This is a genomic window from Streptomyces sp. NPDC055025 (genome assembly GCF_053608565.1).
This window is the reverse complement of record NZ_JBSGVS010000001.1, coordinates 264,735-281,974: the sequence shown is the minus strand read 5'-3', so window position 1 is coordinate 281,974 and position 17,240 is coordinate 264,735. Positions and strand designations below refer to the sequence as shown.

Here is a 17,240-nt window from a genome sequence, read left to right as displayed (position 1 = left end):
CCGACCGTCGCAGAGAAGAGATCGCCCCGCCATGACCGTCGCTCGCTCCGCCTTGCTGTTCGCCCTCGCCGCCCTCTTCGAGATCGGCGGCGCCTGGCTGGTGTGGCAAGGCATCCGGGAACACAAGGGCGCCGTGTGGGTGGGCCTGGGCGTCATCGCCCTGGGCATTTACGGCTTTGTGGCCACCTTGCAGACCGACGAAAACTTCGGCCGCATCCTGGCCGCGTACGGCGGGGTCTTCGTCGCCGGATCGATCGCCTGGGGCGTGGTCGCCGACGGATACCGGCCCGACCGGTGGGACCTGGCAGGCGCAGCCGTCTCCCTCATAGGCATGGCCGTCATCATGTACGCCCCCCGCACCCACTAGTAGTGCCTGGTCAGGTTCACTCGCCGGTGGCGTGTCCGTTTGATCGCTTGCTCCGTTGACCTGTTGTGATGGGTGGGGAGCTGGCTGCGGTCCGGTGTGATCTGGAGGACTTCGCGGCGGAGGTGTTCGAGCCGTTCGCGCGGGCGGATCAACGCCGGTGGGGAACGGTCTATCTGCGGGGCCTGCTGCTGGAGGGGCGGCGCAAGTCGGTGGAGCCGATGGCCGCCCGCCTGGGCGAGGACGGCAACCGGCAGGCCCTGGCACATTTCATCACCACCAGCCCGTGGGACGCGGCGCATGTCCGCGCCCGTCTGGCCTGGCGGATGCAGCACGTGATCAAGCCGACCGCGCTGATCGTGGACGACACCGGGTTCCTCAAGGACGGTGACGCCTCGGCGTGTGTGGCCCGGCAGTACACAGGCACCGCGGGCAAGGTCACCAACTGCCAGGCCGGGGTGTCCCTGCACCTGGCATCCGATAATGCGTCGGCAGCTGTCGACTGGCGTCTGTTCCTGCCCGAGAGCTGGGATCCCGCCTCGCCCAAGGCCGATCCGGGCAAGGTGGCCCGCCGCACCCGGTGCGGCATCCCCGCCGATGTCGGCCATGTGGAGAAGTGGCAGCTGGCCCTGGACATGATCGACGAGACCAGGTCATGGGGCGTCGATGTCCCGCTCGTCGTCGCCGACGGGGGCTACGGCGATACGGCGGTCTTCCGGCTGGGCCTGGAAGAACGCGGCCTTGTTCACGAGAGCGGACAGCAGATGTTCACCTATTCGGGAGGCAGCAGAGCACGCCGAGGATTCGAACGGTGATGTTCAACGCCGTGGCTGTGCTTGGGCCGCCGCAGTGGATCCAAAACACGTTGGCCTGTCTGCCACGAAGCTGCGACGATGCCATCTGCTTCTCGCGGAGGGCATTTGTTCGTTTTCGTGTGTGTGGGGTGCGGCGCTGAGGTAACCAACCCACTGTCCCGGGTCGCCCTGCCGGCCCACGCTCATCAGAAGTACGGGAACGGAATTCAGCTCCCAGTGCTGATGGAATCGGGCACGTTCGCCGTGGAGCCGGAGCCTTGGGGACCGCCGTGGCGGAGATGGGAGGAGATCCATCCGGACGAGGCGGTGGCCCGCGGCATCTACGCGCCGGTCCACGTCCTCTCCGACGGCGCCCCCGGCTCGATCGTCATCGCACCTGGCGACGCCCGCGGCACCCTGCTGATCCCGGAGCGGGCCGGCGGCTACTGTTGCGGCCTCGACGAGGCAGACGGTCCCAACATGGCATGTGAGAAGTGCGGCCTGCCCGTGGCGAGCCGAATCGACGACTGCTCACTCTGGCAGGCGGTATGGCTTGCTCCCAACGCCGTGCGCCGCATCCACGTCGACGGCGGCGACTCCGCACCGCTCTCCTGGGCAGAGCTGTTGGAGGAGGGGAAGTGCACGCCTCCGTTCGAGCCGGTCGCCACATGGGGGTCTCGGCTCGGGCCGAACCACTTCTGGTCGTGGAGTCCGCAGTGGGAGGCCGCGGTCGGTCGGGCACTTGCTCACCTGCTAGCGGCCTCGGAGGGCCGGCGGGTAACCGTCCCGGACGGTCTGAGCAAGGAGGTGTTCCAACGCGCCCTCGACGCCTTGTTGCCCGCAGGTCCGCCGGCACGGCGCGCTGTCCTGGCCGGACCAGGACAGCCCACCCCCCACGCGGACACTGACATCGTCCTCGTGCCGACCCATCCGCAGACCGGAGAGACTTGGAAGCCGGCAGACCCTGCCGCTACGGCGTACCCGGTGCCTGTGCCGTTCGGGGTGTGGCTGTGGCTGGCCTTCCCCAAGCCGCACCTGCCAGTTCCCGCGTCAGGCGGCATGCCCGACGGCGTCCTCCGCGACGACCCGCCCGCACCGCGTCCCCGGTACTTGTTCCGGGCCGATCCTGGCGCGTTTCAGCACACCCTGGTCCGGCTACCGGCCGTCCGCAGTTCGTGGTTGCGGGAGATCCCCGAGAACCTTACGCAGCACATGCACGCTGGCCTCTTCTAGCGGACTGCCCAAGGTGCCAGTAGTCGGTCTCCGACTTGCTCCGCAATCGAACAGCGCCGGACAGCGGTGCCTCCCAAAGTGGTGAACATCTGCTGCCCGTTCTCATGAACAAAGCCATACGTACAAGCCAGCAGAGCGCACAAAGGAGGAAGAACCCCCTTCCTACAGGCCCAGGGGCTCAGGGGAACTCACGGAATGTCGCACACCTCCGCTCGCCGGTTCTCGGCTGCGGGCGCTTGGGGGTTCCGTTCTGTGGCCGAGGCGGGCTGCCCCGTTGTTGGCTCCGCGGGTGCCTGTTGGTGCGTCTGCGACAGACGATCTTCGGGGTGCTCTAGAGTCGGGACGACCTTCCCGGTGGCGTCTCGCTGCCGGGATTTCGTGTTCTCTGGGTGGAGTTGGATCTTGCGTAAGGCGCGGTTGCACGACCGGAATCCAGCGGGTCCCGTCCCACGTATCAGCTGGGCGGCCCGGGTCCGGGAGGCAGGCGCCCCCTTGGCGATCAGACCGTACCGGCTGCACTTCGCCGCCCGCCTGCTCTCCTGGACCGGCTCGGCCGTGGCGCCCATCGGGCTGGCCTTCGCGGTCCTCAGGATCGGCGCCGGGCCCGGTGCGCTGGGCGCGGTCCTCGCGGCGAGCGTCGTACCCCAGATCCTGCTGCTGCTCGTCGGCGGAGTCGTCGCGGACCGGCTGCCCAGACATCGGGTCATGGTGTGGTCCAACGTCGTCTGCGCGGCCGCGGAGGCGGCGGCGGTGCTGCTGCTCCTCTCGGGCACGGCCCGGGTCTGGCACCTGGTGACGATGTCAGCCATCTGCGGGGCGGCGGGAGCTTTCTTCACCCCCGCGGCCGGCGGCATCGTCGTGGAGGTCGTCCCCGCCGAACTCCGGCACGCGGCCAATGCCCTGCTGAAGATCGGCCAGAACACGGTGAAGGTGGCTGGGCCCGCCTTGGGCGGCGTCCTGGTCGCCGTGGTCGGCCCTGGCTGGGCCCTCGGCTGGGACGCTCTCACGTTCGCCGCCTCGGCCCTGCTCTTCTCCCGGATCAGCCTCAAGGCCAAGAACGTGAAGGTCCGGACCGGCTTCACCGCCGACCTGCGCGAGGGCTGGGATGACTTCCGCTCCCGCCGCTGGTTGTGGGTGATGGTCTGCCAGGCTGCCGTGATCGTTCCCGTATGGCTGGTCGGCTACCAGCTCTTGGGCCCGGTGTACGGACAGCGGGTTCTCGGCGGCGCCGCCCCTTGGGGTGTGGTGGTGTCCGGCTTCACCGCCGGGCTGGTGGCCGGGGCGGCGCTCGCCCTGATGTGGAAGCCGCGTCAGGTGGGGCTCGTGGTCTGTGCGGGCACCGGTTCAATGGCGGTGCCGCTGGGAGCGATGGCGGCGGCCGTACCGCTGCCCGTACTCGTGGTCTCCACGGCGCTGGCGGGCCTGGGGCTGGCGGTCAGCATGACCGTGTGGGCCTCGTTGGTGCAGGAGAGGATTCCGGCGGACCGGCTGGGCCGGACCCTGTCCTACTCGACGCTCGGGCAGATCCTTCCCGTGCCCGTCGGATACCTCCTGGCCGGTCCCGCCTCCCAGGTGTTCGGTCTTCGCACGACACTGGCGGTGGGTGCCCTGATCGTTGCGGCCGCCGCTGTCGTGCCGCTGGCCATTGCTCAGGTCCGGGGGCTTTGCCTCGCGCCGCTGGTGACCAAAGAGGACGACGGCCCGGTAGTGCCGGCGCGGGCGGAGAGGTAGAACGCTCGGGCGACCTCGACGGCGCCGGCGAAGTCGCGGAACGCCCGGTCCCGGGCTGCTGCGTCGAGCGCGGTCCGGCCGCTCCGTTCGGGCAGCCCCCACCGCTGGACAAGCGATGCGGCGATGCGGTCAGCGCTCAGGTGGGCCGTGGTGCGGTGAGGGTCGGCCGCCTCGACCTCGGCATTGAAGGTGAACGCGGCGGCCACGGCCTCGGCCACCGGGGGGACAAAGCCGAGTAGGTCGCCCGCTTCGGCCACCGTGACCGGCCACACCGTCCAAGCTCCGTCCAGGCGGGCGGAGCGGACGATGATCCGCACCAGCGCTTCCTCCGGTGGGAGCTGGCTCACCTCGTCCTCGGTGAGCCAGTGGGCGAGCTGGTCGCCGGACATGCTGCCCAGCTCCACACCTGCCTCGGCAACGCGCCGTAGAGCGGACCGCTCCACCGCGGCGGCTCGCACCGGGCGGCACACGTCGTCGCCCCCTTCATGCGCGAGGGCAGCCAGGACCCGCGTGCGCCACCGGCTGGGGAACCCCGGGTCGTAGAGCTGCTGATAGTTCAGGAGAGCGAGGCAGTTCACAGACTGCCCGCTTGCTTCCGCGACCGGCCGGAAGGTCGCCTGCCAGTACCGGACGAAGCTGGTCTGCCACGGCTCGCCAGCCCAGGCCCCGGCTGTGCCGGGGGCCGGGGGCAGGCCGGCGGCCACCAGGGCAAGGGCCCGCTCGGCGTCCTCCCGCTTGGCGTCGCAGGGGTGCGCACGGTGCCAGGCATCCGCCCGGTTGAACGCGGGCTGCAACCCCTCCTGCGCCGCGAGTCGGCCCAGGGCGGTCCAGGACCGGCGGGTGTAGGGCAGGGAGCGAGCCAGGTTGGCCAGCCGGGCAGCTTCGGTGTTGTCCAGCTGTCCGTCGGCGGCGGCCCGGGTCAGGGCGGCGCGTAGGTTCACGAGTGCTTCGGACAGTGGGCGGCCGTCGTCGGTGTGGAGCACGGCGACTTCGTCGTCCGCATCCAGAGTGCCGCTGCGGAAGTCCTCGAAGATCCGGCCGATGCCGACCATGCCGTACGGAGCGAGCTCGGCGGCCCGCAGGGCTCCCATGCTGGCGGCGCCGACCACGGTAACGCCGTCGGCCAGTAGAGCCAGGATCTCCTTGTGCCGTACCGGGGCGCTCTGGTGCCAGAGACCGTCGATGATCAGCACCGTGTCGCCGGGGCCGGCTCCGAGCCGCATCAAGTCCCCGTGCCGGACCGGGGGATGCGTCACGGCGTCGGGGAGGACTTCACTGACGCGGGCGGCGGGCACGGTGGGTCCTGAGAAGACGTGAACGCTCACGCGACTGCTTCCTGGGTCGGTCGGGGGATGACGTGCCTGGCGTCGTAGCGCAGGGCCGGGGCCAGCACCTTGACGACGGCGAACTCACGTCGCTGGTGGGGTCCGTGGGTGAGGTCCACGATCAGCGGGGGGTGGCCGGTGACCGCGCTGATGCGGGCCGCCAGGTGCTCGGCCTCGCTTTCGTCCGTGGCGAAGCCGGTGGTGTGCTGCGCGGTGACCTCCGTCCATGGGGCGCCAGGGCTCGCGGCGGGCTTGGGGCCGTGGTGCACGGCGGGCCGGTAGGCGGCCGGGTGGATGTCCTCCCGGCTGCCGGTGATCTGGGTGAGCCGGGACTGAGCCGCTTCTGTGATCGCCCGGGACAGGGCCACGTGGGGGTCCAGGTGGGCGCCGGAGCCGGAGACCAGCAGGGTCGGCTGGTCCTCGCGCCATAGGTAGCAGCTGATGACGGGCACCTCGAACCGGTTCGGCAGGTGCCACAGCTCCAGCCAGGCCCCTGCCGCCCGCACCCGGTCGATCAGGGCGGCACAGTGCTCGTCCTCGACGGTGCCGGGGGCGATGAGACGGCCGTGCCCCGACCCGTCGGTGAGGGCGCTGATCGTGTCGCGCTCGATCAGCTCGGCCAGGGCGTAGACGACGGCCTCGGCGCGCGTGTTGCCTGAGGCGAGACCGTTCGTGGACGCGCTGGGCAGGTGCAGCCGCCACCGGTCGTGGGCTTCCCGGCCCAGCTGCAGGCACGCCGCCGGAACGAGCGTGGGTTCGCCGTCCGGTGCTGATCGTGCCGTGATCCAGTCCAGGACGGTCCGGCCGGTGACCAGAGAGCCGGGGTGGCTCTCCAGGGCGGTGACCGGATAGGGCAGGTCCAGGCCGAGGCCGTCCGCCGGGGCCCGCACTTCGGCGGTCGGGACGGCCCGCTCGCCGTGCCATGCCTCGATCGCTTCCATGGCCCCGGAGACGCGGGCGGCGGCCAGCGTCGCGCCTTTGCCCTGTGCGACGGACAGGGTGCGGGCCAGCGGCCGCACGGCCATGGTCACCGGGACGCCGAGGTCGTCCAGGCCCGTGACGTCGGCGATGCGGGTGATGCCGTACGCCATCAGCAGCGGGCGGATCGCCTCCCAGGTCTCATCGGGATGACGGGTCCTGTGGGTGCCGTCGAAGTACGCCTTGCGCATGGGCTCTTCCCTTCGCAGATGCCGAAGCCCGACCGCCGGGACACCCAGGTCATGAAGGGTGCCCCGGCGGCCGGGCGGGTTCAGCTACCGCCTACGGCGCCGTCAGGCGGACGGCAGCGGGTAGGTGTGGGTGTCGGGGAAGGCGGAGTCCGGCACGGCCGGGTCGCCGCCGGAATTCTGCGGCATGTTGCCCTCGGCGTGCAGCTCGGCCACGAAGTCGGCCGGGTCCACGGCCTGCGTCGTGGCGGAGGGGATCTGCTGGGACATGGTCGTTCCTCCTGGGGTCCGGGGAAGGACGCTGCTACACCGAGAGGTCGGTGAAGCAGATGGTGATCAGTACCTCGCGCGACTGGGAGTCGAGCGGGGTACGCCAGTGGGGGATTCGGCTTCCGTCGAATCCGGTGAGGACGCGGTGGCGGACCGGAAAGGTCTCGCCGCCGTCGGGATACGGAGTGTCGCCGAGGCGGTCGGCCACCTGCTGGGTGGTCAGCCACCGCAGGCGGGGCAGCCAGCCCATCGAGACAAGACCGGGGGTCAGGCCGCACGAAAAGGTGATCGAGCACTTCCCGTCGTCGCGGTGGACATGCATGTAGTCGCCGGGCTCGTAGAACTTCAGACCGAAGCGGATCGGGGTCATCCGGGCGCTGCCCGTTGCCTCCCCTGCCACCTCCGCGAGGCCCTTTGACATGGCCAGCTGGCTGAGCTTGTCTCCCCCGGTGTGGACCCGGCACCGCTGGGGGGAGGTGATCGAGCCGTCCCGCATCACCAGCAGGCCCGGCCTCCGGTTGTGGCGGACGACCGCGTGCGGCTCGCACCGGTCGGCCTCCTCGGCAAGCTCCTCCCAGAGTCCGGGGTCGACCACGTCCTCCGGAACGACCGCCCGTCCTTCCGCCAGCCAGAGCTGACGTGGGGTCATGGCCATCACAGGTCCATGAACGACATCGTCACCAGCAGGCCCGTCGACGTCATTGGCTGGCGCCAGTGCGGCACGTGGTACCCGGCGAACGCCCGGACACTGCCGTCGCTGTACGGGTGGGCCAGGGTCATGAAGCCCTCTGCCTCGGGGAACATGCCGTGTTCGGTGACGACCTCCCCCAGGCGGTCGGGAAAGGCTCCCATCAGGTCGGGGGCCCAACCCATCGGTGGCAGGTCCTCGGTCAGCGCGACGGCGACGGTCACGGTGGACTTCACCGAGTCCGTGTGCAGGCCCTGGAAGTCGCCTTCCTTGTAAAGGACGACGGCACCACCGCGCGGGATCAGCCGGGGAATGCCGGTGGCCTCGCGCAGGGCCATCAACAGGGCCTTGTCATAGGCCAGGGCCTCCAGCACCGGGCCGGGCGGGATGAAGCCGCAGTGGACCGGGGAGGCGAAGCTGCCGTCACGGTGCGCGGCCGTGTGCTCGTGGACGTGGGGGGTGACCAGATCGACCCGACCGTGCGCCTCCTCGACCAGGGCCTTGAAGCGGTCCGCCTCAAGGACACCCGGAACAACAGCCGTTCCCGTCTCCTCCCACGCGGCGCGAGCCGGCAGCCGATCCACGGGTGCTTCGGTGTCCATGATCCCCTCCAGTTGGCCTGTCTGTCCGGGTGGCGCCGTGCGGCCGGTGGAACCCCGACCCGCCGCCGAGACCGTTCCGGCGGCGAGCCGAGGGGGCAGCGGCGTTCGCCCATTGAACTGCCGGGGAACACAAGGAATGAGGGGCCACGAAGGGGTGCGTTTCCCGGCGGGGGCCGCTCCGGGGGGCCAGGATGAGAGCCCCACCCGACGGCGACGGAGGGAAAGTGTCATGGTGGCCCCGGACGGCATCGGCGTCTTACTTCGATCGATCCGCGAAGGTGCCGGGCGCACTCGTGATGAGCAGGCCCAGGTCGTTCAACAGGCCCAGAACGGCCGATGGTTCGACTGGGAAAACATCAAGCGGTGGGAACTGGAGAAGCGGTTACCGGTCCCGGACTGGCACGAGACGATCGCCCGCGCATACGGGCTGAGCGTCGCGGACGTGCAGCGGGCAGTCGCCGCATCGCGACAGCACCGACGCAGCCAGCACAGGGGGAAAGAGGACGTGAAGCGACGTAGTTTCCTCGGGGTGGCGGCCGCAGCCGTGGGTTCAACCGCGTTGCCTGGCATCGCAGAGGCACGCGAGGGTATCGACGGAGCCCTGACAGGCTCCGGAGCTGGCGACCTGGCTTACCTGGAGTCGGCATTCGAGCGGCACCGGGGCGGCTACCACGGCCGGGCGCCCGACGACGTGCTGAGCGAAATGCAGGCGGACCTCGATCTCCTCGGTCAGGTCCTCAACCAGCCCCACCCCGCCGGTGCACGCGCTGATCTCGCCCGCACCGCTGCGGGGATTGCCGGTCTCGTCGCCATCGTCCAGCACGATCGCGGCGACAAGGGGGACGCCTTCCGGTGGTTCGCGACGGCGGAGAAGGCGGCTCTCGAGTCCGGCGACCGCAGGATGACCGCCTGGGTGTTGGCACGGCACGCGATGGTGCCGCTGAACTACGGCGCCCCCGAGGCGGCCGTACGTATCGCCTCCCGAGCACGCAGGGCCGCCGGTCGGACGCCCACCGCCGCCGGCGCATTGGCGGCGGCAGTCACGGCCCGTTCCCTGGCCGCCATCGGTGACCTTCGGGGCGCCCGGCTAGCGGTCACAGACGTGCGGAACCTCGTCGAACGCCTCGACGGACAGGAGACAGCAGACACCTGGTTCGGCTATCCGGGACAGAAGCACTTCGTCCACCTCTCCCAGGCGTACACCCTCCTCGGTGACACCGAAGCCGCCTACTCGGCCCAGGACGACGCCCTCGACCTCACCGATTCCCCATCGGTGATGACCCGGGCCCTGATCGCGATGGACACCGCTGTCTGCCTGCGGCTCGACGGCGACCCTTCAGCGTCTGCCGAGATGGCGGCAGGCATCTTCGACCGTCTTCCGGCCCCCTATCGTGGCGGCCTGATCCGGTCTCGGGCCAAGGCCCTGCACCAGGCACTCGATGGCCGCCCACGGGACCTTCTTGGGCAAGTTCTCGCCTGACAGGCGTTCTGACCTACGGAGCACACCAGGCTCATAAACAGGGTACGGGCGGGCAATTCCGTGGCAGAGTGGGTCAACAGCCCAGCGCCGAATCCCCCCGTTTCAGCGCGGAGCTCGCTCGCGCCTGTGTGACCTCCCGGGCGGGCGCTCGTTCATCTTGGTGGTCCCGGAGCGGGACGTGACCCGCGGGCGCCTGATCGTCCCAGGTCGGCCGGGAGAGGACCAGAAGCTGATCGCGGCCGACACCGCGTGGGCGGGCAAGCGCCCGATGCACCTCGCCGAACGACGAATCCTGGACCCTGCGGAAGGGGGACGACCCGATCACCCCGGTCGGGGGGCTCCCGGCGGTGAAGGGGTGCGAGTACGTACGCGAGCAACTGTTGCGGCGGTCCCGCCCGCGGCCGCGCACCTCCCCGAGGCCGCTGCCCGCCTTCCCGTGGCATGGGGCATGGGGCTCCGGACGGTCCCCGGGCCCTCGCTCCCAGAGTAGCGGCGGCAAGGGCCCGTGCGCTTCTCCGGCCCGCACCGCGCGGACCTCCTCCCACGGCACCCCGGCAGATCGCGCAGGCTCTCGACGTCGCGGGTCCGGAACAGCGGTACCTCGATCCACCGGCGCTTGCCGACCCGGGCCTCCGTGTGGGTGGCCGGGGTGATCCCGCCCGCAGCCACCACGTGCTGCCAGTCGGTGGGGTACGAAGCCGACGGGTTCGCGGATTCTCGGGGGCGATTTCAGGGAACCGGAGGGAGCTTACGTATACAGAGGCAGAGTAGCCCGCAGGTCCCGGGCTGCTGGTGACCACAGCAGCTTGATCAATAGCGGCAGGCCACTCCGGGAATGAACACTCGTCAGGGCCAGGACGTAACCGGCAACGACCTGCCCATTCGCCTGCGCCTGTGCCCTTCAAACGCCAGTGCAAGACCAGCCCAGCACCCAGGCCAGTCAGCGCGCGTCGGGCGCGGAGAACGCGGGCGCGGAGGCTGGCAGTGGCCGTTTGCGATCTTCCTGAACCTGCACGTGTACACGTTTTTCCGCCCTGACCCCTCTACCACTTGATGGATGACGGAGGCCGACAGAAGGCGGCAACGCAGTGACAACAGACAGTACTTGGGCGATCGTCGGCGCGATCGCCTGTGCAGGTGTGGGAATGGGTGTGCGTTCTTGCGCCTACCTACTGCGCGAGTACGCGCGCACCAGGATGATGGCTGATGTGCTGCGGGAACTCGGAGAACGGTGCGGACGGGTTGAAGTAACCGACCAGGATGGAACCACGTGGGAGATTTGCTTGCGAAGTCGTGATCCCGAGTGAACGCCATGTCGCTCCCTGAACCAGGTGAGGACGATGACGCCCGGAGTTCCGATGATTCCAAGACGCTCGAGGACCTCTTCCGTGAGTGGTACCCGAGGCTGGTGGCACAGGCCCTCGTGATTTCCGGGGGACGGCTTGCCTTGGCACAGGACGCCGCTCAGGAATCCTTCCTGCAGTGTTGGAGACGGATGCAGCAGACACATCTCGCAGCCGTGACCAACTGGCCGGCATGGCTGAGAACGACGCTCGTTCACGAGGTGTTGCGCCTCGTGAAGATAAACGCACGGACCGAGGTCGTCGGAGAGGAAGCGTACGCTCGAACCTCAGTGGAGTTCGACTGGGCGGCACTTGTCGACCTGAAGGACGCCTACCGCAAGGTCTGCGAATACGTTGCCACTCTCAGCGATCGGCAACGCGAGGTGATCGCACGCTGCACCATTGCGGGCGAGACCCTTGGCACTGTCGCAGCCGAAATGGGCATCACGGAGGGGACGGCGCGCGCGCATCTGTACCGGGCACGGCAAGCTCTCCGCCCGATCTGGGTGGAGCTCACGGAAATGGGCGTCATCGGTGAGGGCGAGAGGGGGCAAGAATGAGTGGCCAGGAACCGCGTGAGGCAGGACGTGACGATGACCTCACCCCTGTACGCGAGACACTGATCGCAACCGAAAGTGCCCTCGCACAGGTCCTCACCCCTCATGTGGATGTGGAGTCCGCCCTTGCGGCACTGAAGCGCCGCACAGGCACGGGGCCGACCGACACGGGCACTCAAGAGTTGCCGCCCACACACGCACAACTCATTCAGGAGCTGCGTGTCCTGCGCCATGCTGGGTTGGCGGACCTTCGCACAGGCCAATATCCGGCGCTAAGCGCTGCTGCCCTGGCCAGCGGTTTCAGCACCGAACTTAATCAGCCTCACGGAACCGAGACGCTCCTTCGGGAGGCCGTCCACCGCCTCGGCCAGGACACATCCTTGGGCCAGGCAGCGGTGCACAGCTTCGGTCTCCTGCCAGGTCGCCGGAGCGATCGCGCCAGCGACCGGCGCAGGAACGCTGCCACGGCGTATGGGATCTCCATCGAGCGATTCCGTAAAAGCGGAGAGCACCTCGTCGTGGAGCAGCTGGCCCAAGCGGTCCTGGCCGTCCTGCGCGAGCGTCAGCCCGCGCCGGGGACCACAACTCCCCTGCACCCAACCGCCGACGAACCGGGTCCCCCCCCACTTCCCAGCAGCGTGACCAGTACAAAGAGGACGTGACACAGCTTCTTATGGGCGAGTCGGGTCCTTGGCGAAGCGGTGTGGGTGGGCTGCCTGGACGTATTTTATGGCGGTGGTGTCGGCGATTCCGAAGACGCGCATCAGGTGCGCGGGGTCGGCGGTCTCGTGTGCCTCGTCGAGGAGCGGGGCCCGATGTATGCGAGCAGTTCGCCATCCGGCCCGTCGGTCGCCTGGTTTGGTTACGGATTATTCCAAGGTCTACGGCCGTGATAGGACTGTTTGGCTTGATGATCTACGGCTGATACGGGGGGCGGGGTCATGGGTGTCACAGTGCCGGATTGGGCGGACACGCTGCTGGATCTGGTGGGGGTGAACTGGCCCAACGTCGACGAGGACGCCTACCGGGACATGGCGGACGCGTTACGGGAGTTCGCGGACGACCTCGCCGACGACGGTCAGCTCGCCAACAACCACATGGAGCGTTTGCTGTCGTCGGGTCACGGCGAGGCGATGGACGCGCTGAATGAGCACTGGGGCAAGGTCAAGGGCAAGCATCTGAGGGACATGGTGTCTGCGGCCCGGACGATTGCGGGTGCACTCGACATGGCGGCGGGCGCGATCGAGGCCATGAAGTGGAAGGCGGTCGCGGAGCTCGGCATTCTGGCCGGCCAGACGGGTCTCGCCATGGCGCTGATCCCGGTGACCGGTGGTCTGTCGGCACTGCTTGGCGCCGGTGCGATCGCTTTCACGAAGAAGCAGTTGCTGAAGCTCATCACGGGTGCGATGGAGGAGGCGATCGGTCACATCGTGGCGGTGATGACCGAGCCGGCCGTGGCGGCGCTGGAGAACATGGCCGCAGACCTGGTCGTCCAACTGGGGGCGAACGCACTGGGCGTGCAGAACGGTGTGGACCTCGGCCAGACGAAGCAGGCCGGGAAGGACGGCTTCGACCAGGGTGTCCAGGGTGCCAAGGAGGGCATGAACCTCGCCTCCGCCGGAGGCGGTGGTGGCGTAGGCCCCAAAGGCAACGGCTTCCACATCGAGCACGACGAGCATGATCAGGCCGGCACCAGGCTGAACTTGGTGAGCGTCGGCATCCACGGCAAGACCGCCGGCAAGCTGACGAAGGCGAAGACGGCCCAGGGCCGCAACAAGGGCCGGGACGACATCGCCGACGCACTGGACCCCGTCATCGAGAAGGCCATGGGTGCTCTGGTGAAGTCGGCCAAGACCATGGGCGACCACGTCGGCGAGACCCTGCCCCAGGCCGTCAAGCAGATATCCAAGGACCACAAAAACAACGACGACGACACCCGCGAACGCCTCGCCCGCCAGCGCAGGGATGACGATGGCCGGGACGGTGCTGGCGGCGCGGGCGGCGCGGGCGATCACCGTCGTGGCCGCGGTGACGGCGACAGCGCTCGAACGAGGCCGAACGGGCTGCGCGAGGTCCGTGACGACGCGCGTCGCCACTCCATCCCGCTGGACCGCAAGACGTGCAAGTCCGACCCGGTCGACATCGCCACGGGGGAGATGACCCTGCCGCAGGTCGACCTCTCCCTGCCCGGGGTGCTCCCCCTCGTCATGGACCGTACACACCTGTCGAAGTACCGCTACGGTCACTGGTTCGGCCGCAGCTGGTCCTCGCTGTTCGACGAGCGCCTGGAAGCTGACCCCGTAGGAACAGGTGTCGTTTGGGCACGCAGCGACGGATCGTGTCTCGTCTACCCCCGGCTCCCGCGGCCTGGCGATGATCGGGTCCTGCCCACCGAGGGACCGCGGATCGCCCTCGCTCACAGCGGCGTGCACGAGGACGAAACCACCTACACCCTGTCCGAACCCGCGGGGCTCAGCCGCTCGTTCACCGGGAGTCCGTACCGCACCTCCCCGGCCTACTGGCTCACCGAGCTCAGGGACCGCCACGACAACACCGTCGTCCTCGCCCGCCGCCCGGACGGCGCGCCCTCCACGGTGTCCCACAGCAGCGGCTACACGGTCAAGGTGGACGTGGCCGACAAGCGGATCAGCGCCCTGCGTCTGCACACCCCGCAGGGCCCGGTCACCGTCATGTCGTACGGATACGACGCGGACGGCAACCTCGATGCCGTCACCAACTCCTCCGGTACGGCGACGCGCTTCACCTACGACCCCACCGGCCGCATCACTTCATGGACCGACCGCAACGGGTCCGCCTACCTGTACGTCTACGACGCCGCCGGCCGCGTCGTCCAGACCGTGGGACCCGACGGCTTCCTGTCATCGCGCTTCTCCTACGACAGCGAGGGTGGCATTACCCGTTACACCGACTCCACCGGCGCCACAAGCGTCTTCCGTTTCAACTGCCTCCTCCAGGTCGTCGCCGAGACCGACCCCCTGGGCAACACGGTCAGCCAGGTCTGGGACCGCTACGACCGGCTCCAGAGCCGCACCGACAGCCAGGGCTGCAGCGTCACCTACACCTGGGACGAGGACGGCAACCCCACTTCCGTACGCGAGCCGGACGGCTCTCTCGCCACCACGCAGTACGACGAGCGGGGCCTGCCCACCGTCGTGACCGCCGCCGATGGAAGCGTGTGGCGCCGCACCTACGACGACCGCGGCAACAACGTCTCCCTGACCACACCGGACGGGGTCACCACCCGCTACGCGTACGACCCGAACGGCGCCCTCGCCGCGGTCACCGACCCGCTGGGCAACAGTCGGACCTACCGCAACGACGAGGCCGGTATGGTCCTCGCCCACACCGACGCCCAGGGCAGGACGACCATCCTGGTCCGCGACGCGTTCGGCCGGCCCGTCTCCGTCACCGATGCCGACGGCGCCACCACCACATGCACGTGGACCGTCGAAGGACACCTCACCTCACACACCCGCCCCGACGGCGCCACCCAGCGGTGGACCTACGACGGGGAGGGCAACTGCCTCACCGAGACCGACGCCAACGGCGGCATCACGATCTACGAGTACACCCACTTCGACCAGCCGGCCTCCCGTACCAGTCCCGACGGCGCCCGCTACGAGTTCCGCTACGACTCCGAACTGCGCCTCACCGAGGTGCGCAACGCCGCCGGACTGACCTGGACCTACACATACGACACCGTGGGACGCCTGGTCTCCGAGACCGACTTCGACGGCCGCACCCTGCACTACAGCTACGACCCCTCGGGCCGCGGACACAGCCGCACCAACCCGCTGGGGCAGACCGTCACCACCCACCTGGACGACGCCGGCCGCGTCATCGCCCGCGACGTCGAGGGCGCCGTCACCACCTACGCCTACGACCGGTCCGGCCGCCTCACCGAGGCGCACTCCGCCGACTCCGTCCTCGCCCTTGAGTGGGACGCCATGGGCCGCACCGTCGCCGAGACCGTCGACCGACGCACCAGCCGGTACGGCTACGACGCCCTCTCGCGCCGGACCCTGCGGGTCACCCCCGGCGGGTCCACCACCCGCCTCACCCACGACGAGGCGGGCAACCGCACGCACGTAGTCCTCGACAGCCACGGCATCGCGTTCGCCCACGACGCCACCGGCCGCGAGGTGGCCCGGTCCTTCGGCAGTTCCGAGCAGCCCGTGGTCCTCGGCACCGCCTACGACGCCGCGGGCCGGATCCGGGAGCACCGCCTCACCGCCCAGGACCGGACGCTCAGCCGCCGCCTCTACGCCTACCGCGCCGACGACTGGCTGGAGACCGTCACCGACGGGCTGACCGGCAACCGCAGGCATTACGAACTCGACCCGGCCGGACGGCCCCTGCGTGTCGAGTCCCGCGGCTGGAGCGAGACCTACGCCTACGACAGCGAGGGCAATCAGACCTCCGCCCACTGGCCCGACAAGGCCCCGCACGCCGAGTCCCGGGGGCCGCGTGCGTACAGCGGCAACCGGCTGCAATCCGCTGGTGCGCTGCACTACACCTACGACGCGGCCGGCCGCATCGTCGAACGGCGCAAGAAGCGGATATCCCGCAAGCCGGACATCTGGCGCTACGAATGGGACGCGGCCGACCGGCTGACCGCATGCACCACACCCGACGGCACCCGATGGACCTACCGCTACGACCCGCTGGGCCGCCGCACAGCCAAGCGTCGGCACGCCTCCGACGGGACCGTCGTTGCCGAGACCCTCTTCAGCTGGGACGGCAGCCGTCTGGCGGAACAGACCGACTCCTCCACCGGCATCACCTTGACCTGGGAGTACGACGGCCACCGCCCGATCGCCCAGGCCGAGCGCCGCACGACGCAGGACCCCGGCGGCGACCAGGATTCCGTCGACGCCCGCTTCTTCGCGATCGTCACCGACCTCGTCGGCACACCCACCGAACTCGTCGACCACACCGGCGCCACCGCCTGGCGCAGCCGCGCCACCCAGTGGGGCGCCACCGCCTGGAACCGGGACGCCACGGCACATACCCCGCTGCGCTTCCCCGGCCAGTACGCCGACCCCGAGACCGGTCTGCACTACAACTTCTTTCGCCACTACGACCCCGAGGCCGGCCGCTACGCCAGCCCCGACCCCCTCGGCCTGGACCCCGCCCCCAACCCCGCCGGCTACGTCACCAACCCCGCCACCGAGGCCGATCCCCTCGGGCTGGCGCCCTGTATGCAGAACCTGGAGGACATGGCACACAAGATCTCCCAGGTCCTGCCCAAGCGCGGACAAGAGGGACAGACCGTCGCCATCATCGCCACGCGTCACAAGGGGAAGGACGTGCTGATCGTCGCCGGGACAAGCAAGAGCAAACTGACCCCCGCCCAGCGAAAACTGGCCGAGGAGATGGGCCTCTACCCGCTCCCGAACGACCAGTACCTCCCCCCGACACCGCCCAAGGTCCCAGGCGGGCACGCAGAGCAGAACATCATCCACTACCTCAGCCGCCTGCACAACAAAGGCTCGGACGACTGGCTGCCCACCCACGGCGCGGCCATGCGCAGCGTCTGCCCCGATTTCTGCGCCCCCATCATCCGCATCGAGGGCATGCTCGCGGGGCCGACGTACGGTGACGACAAACCCACCCACCGGCGGCAGTTCTACTGGCCCAGCCGCTACACCCCGGACACGGACTAG

The 17,240-nt window shown here is 69.4% G+C and carries 11 protein-coding genes and 1 pseudogene; 7 read left to right on the top strand and 5 right to left on the bottom strand.

Annotated elements, in window-relative coordinates; translation table 11 throughout:
- Nucleotides 1–31 precede the first annotated feature (31 nt).
- From ACWGDX_RS01115 to ACWGDX_RS01100, 4 genes and pseudogenes are all read left to right on the top strand, one after another.
- Nucleotides 32–367 carry a YnfA family protein gene (locus tag ACWGDX_RS01115; protein ID WP_453620915.1) on the top strand — a complete coding sequence of 112 codons (336 nt, stop codon included), beginning with the start codon at nucleotides 32–34 and terminating at the stop codon, nucleotides 365–367.
- A gap of 68 nt (nucleotides 368–435) precedes the next feature.
- A pseudogene (locus tag ACWGDX_RS01110) lies at nucleotides 436–1,122 on the top strand (IS701 family transposase); the annotation flags it as partial.
- Between the two features lie 162 nt (nucleotides 1,123–1,284).
- Entirely contained in the window at nucleotides 1,285–2,391 is a 1,107-nt protein-coding gene (locus tag ACWGDX_RS01105; protein ID WP_453620913.1) for a hypothetical protein, read from the top strand.
- Between the two features lie 492 nt (nucleotides 2,392–2,883).
- Nucleotides 2,884–4,122, top strand: a complete 1,239-nt coding sequence (locus ACWGDX_RS01100; protein WP_453620911.1) for an MFS transporter — start codon at nucleotides 2,884–2,886, stop codon at nucleotides 4,120–4,122.
- On the opposite strand, the gene ACWGDX_RS01095 is transcribed toward ACWGDX_RS01100, so the two are convergent.
- The 5 genes from ACWGDX_RS01095 to ACWGDX_RS01075 form a co-directional block, all read right to left on the bottom strand.
- Nucleotides 4,041–5,447 carry a TfuA-like protein gene (locus tag ACWGDX_RS01095; RefSeq protein ID WP_453620909.1) on the bottom strand — a complete coding sequence of 469 codons (1,407 nt, stop codon included), beginning with the start codon at nucleotides 5,445–5,447 and terminating at the stop codon, nucleotides 4,041–4,043. The genes ACWGDX_RS01100 and ACWGDX_RS01095 overlap by 82 nt on opposite strands.
- On the bottom strand, nucleotides 5,444–6,616 hold the full coding sequence (locus ACWGDX_RS01090; protein ID WP_453620907.1) for a YcaO-like family protein: 1,173 nt from the start codon (nucleotides 6,614–6,616) through the stop codon (nucleotides 5,444–5,446). The genes ACWGDX_RS01095 and ACWGDX_RS01090 overlap by 4 nt, the downstream gene beginning before the upstream one ends.
- A gap of 102 nt (nucleotides 6,617–6,718) precedes the next feature.
- A complete protein-coding gene (locus ACWGDX_RS01085; RefSeq protein WP_266361575.1) occupies nucleotides 6,719–6,883 on the bottom strand; it encodes a hypothetical protein in 165 nt (54 codons plus the stop codon).
- Nucleotides 6,884–6,917: 34 nt separating this feature from the next.
- Nucleotides 6,918–7,538, bottom strand: coding sequence for a hypothetical protein (locus ACWGDX_RS01080; protein ID WP_453620905.1), 621 nt, complete (start codon nucleotides 7,536–7,538; stop codon nucleotides 6,918–6,920).
- The gene (locus tag ACWGDX_RS01075; RefSeq protein ID WP_453620903.1) at nucleotides 7,538–8,173 is read right to left on the bottom strand and encodes a hypothetical protein; all 636 of its coding nucleotides are present in this window, start codon (nucleotides 8,171–8,173) and stop codon (nucleotides 7,538–7,540) included. The genes ACWGDX_RS01080 and ACWGDX_RS01075 overlap by 1 nt, the downstream gene beginning before the upstream one ends.
- A gap of 229 nt (nucleotides 8,174–8,402) precedes the next feature.
- Here ACWGDX_RS01075 and ACWGDX_RS01070 point away from each other — a divergent pair, with 229 nt between their 5' ends.
- The 3 genes from ACWGDX_RS01070 to ACWGDX_RS01060 all read left to right on the top strand — a co-directional run bounded on the left by ACWGDX_RS01070 (nucleotide 8,403) and on the right by ACWGDX_RS01060 (nucleotide 17,240).
- Nucleotides 8,403–9,653: a transcriptional regulator gene (locus tag ACWGDX_RS01070; RefSeq protein ID WP_453620901.1), complete on the top strand. Its 1,251-nt coding sequence runs from the start codon at nucleotides 8,403–8,405 to the stop codon at nucleotides 9,651–9,653.
- A 1,312-nt stretch (nucleotides 9,654–10,965) separates the two neighbouring features.
- Nucleotides 10,966–11,556, top strand: a complete 591-nt coding sequence (locus ACWGDX_RS01065) for an RNA polymerase sigma factor (RefSeq protein ID WP_453620899.1) — start codon at nucleotides 10,966–10,968, stop codon at nucleotides 11,554–11,556.
- Between the two features lie 938 nt (nucleotides 11,557–12,494).
- Nucleotides 12,495–17,240: a DUF6531 domain-containing protein gene (locus ACWGDX_RS01060; protein ID WP_453620897.1), complete on the top strand. Its 4,746-nt coding sequence runs from the start codon at nucleotides 12,495–12,497 to the stop codon at nucleotides 17,238–17,240.

Bases quoted from the DNA above. Each gene is read 5' to 3' on its own strand.
- ACWGDX_RS01115 (WP_453620915.1), top strand. From the start codon at position 32: ATGACCGTCGCTCGCTCCGCCTTGCTGTTCGCCCTCGCCGCCCTCTTC.
- ACWGDX_RS01090 (WP_453620907.1), bottom strand. From the start codon at position 6,616: ATGCGCAAGGCGTACTTCGACGGCACCCACAGGACCCGTCATCCCGAT.
- ACWGDX_RS01085 (WP_266361575.1), bottom strand. From the start codon at position 6,883: ATGTCCCAGCAGATCCCCTCCGCCACGACGCAGGCCGTGGACCCGGCC.
- ACWGDX_RS01080 (WP_453620905.1), bottom strand. From the start codon at position 7,538: ATGGCCATGACCCCACGTCAGCTCTGGCTGGCGGAAGGACGGGCGGTC.
- ACWGDX_RS01075 (WP_453620903.1), bottom strand. From the start codon at position 8,173: ATGGACACCGAAGCACCCGTGGATCGGCTGCCGGCTCGCGCCGCGTGG.
- ACWGDX_RS01070 (WP_453620901.1), top strand. From the start codon at position 8,403: ATGGTGGCCCCGGACGGCATCGGCGTCTTACTTCGATCGATCCGCGAA.
- ACWGDX_RS01065 (WP_453620899.1), top strand. From the start codon at position 10,966: ATGTCGCTCCCTGAACCAGGTGAGGACGATGACGCCCGGAGTTCCGAT.
- ACWGDX_RS01060 (WP_453620897.1), top strand. From the start codon at position 12,495: ATGGGTGTCACAGTGCCGGATTGGGCGGACACGCTGCTGGATCTGGTG.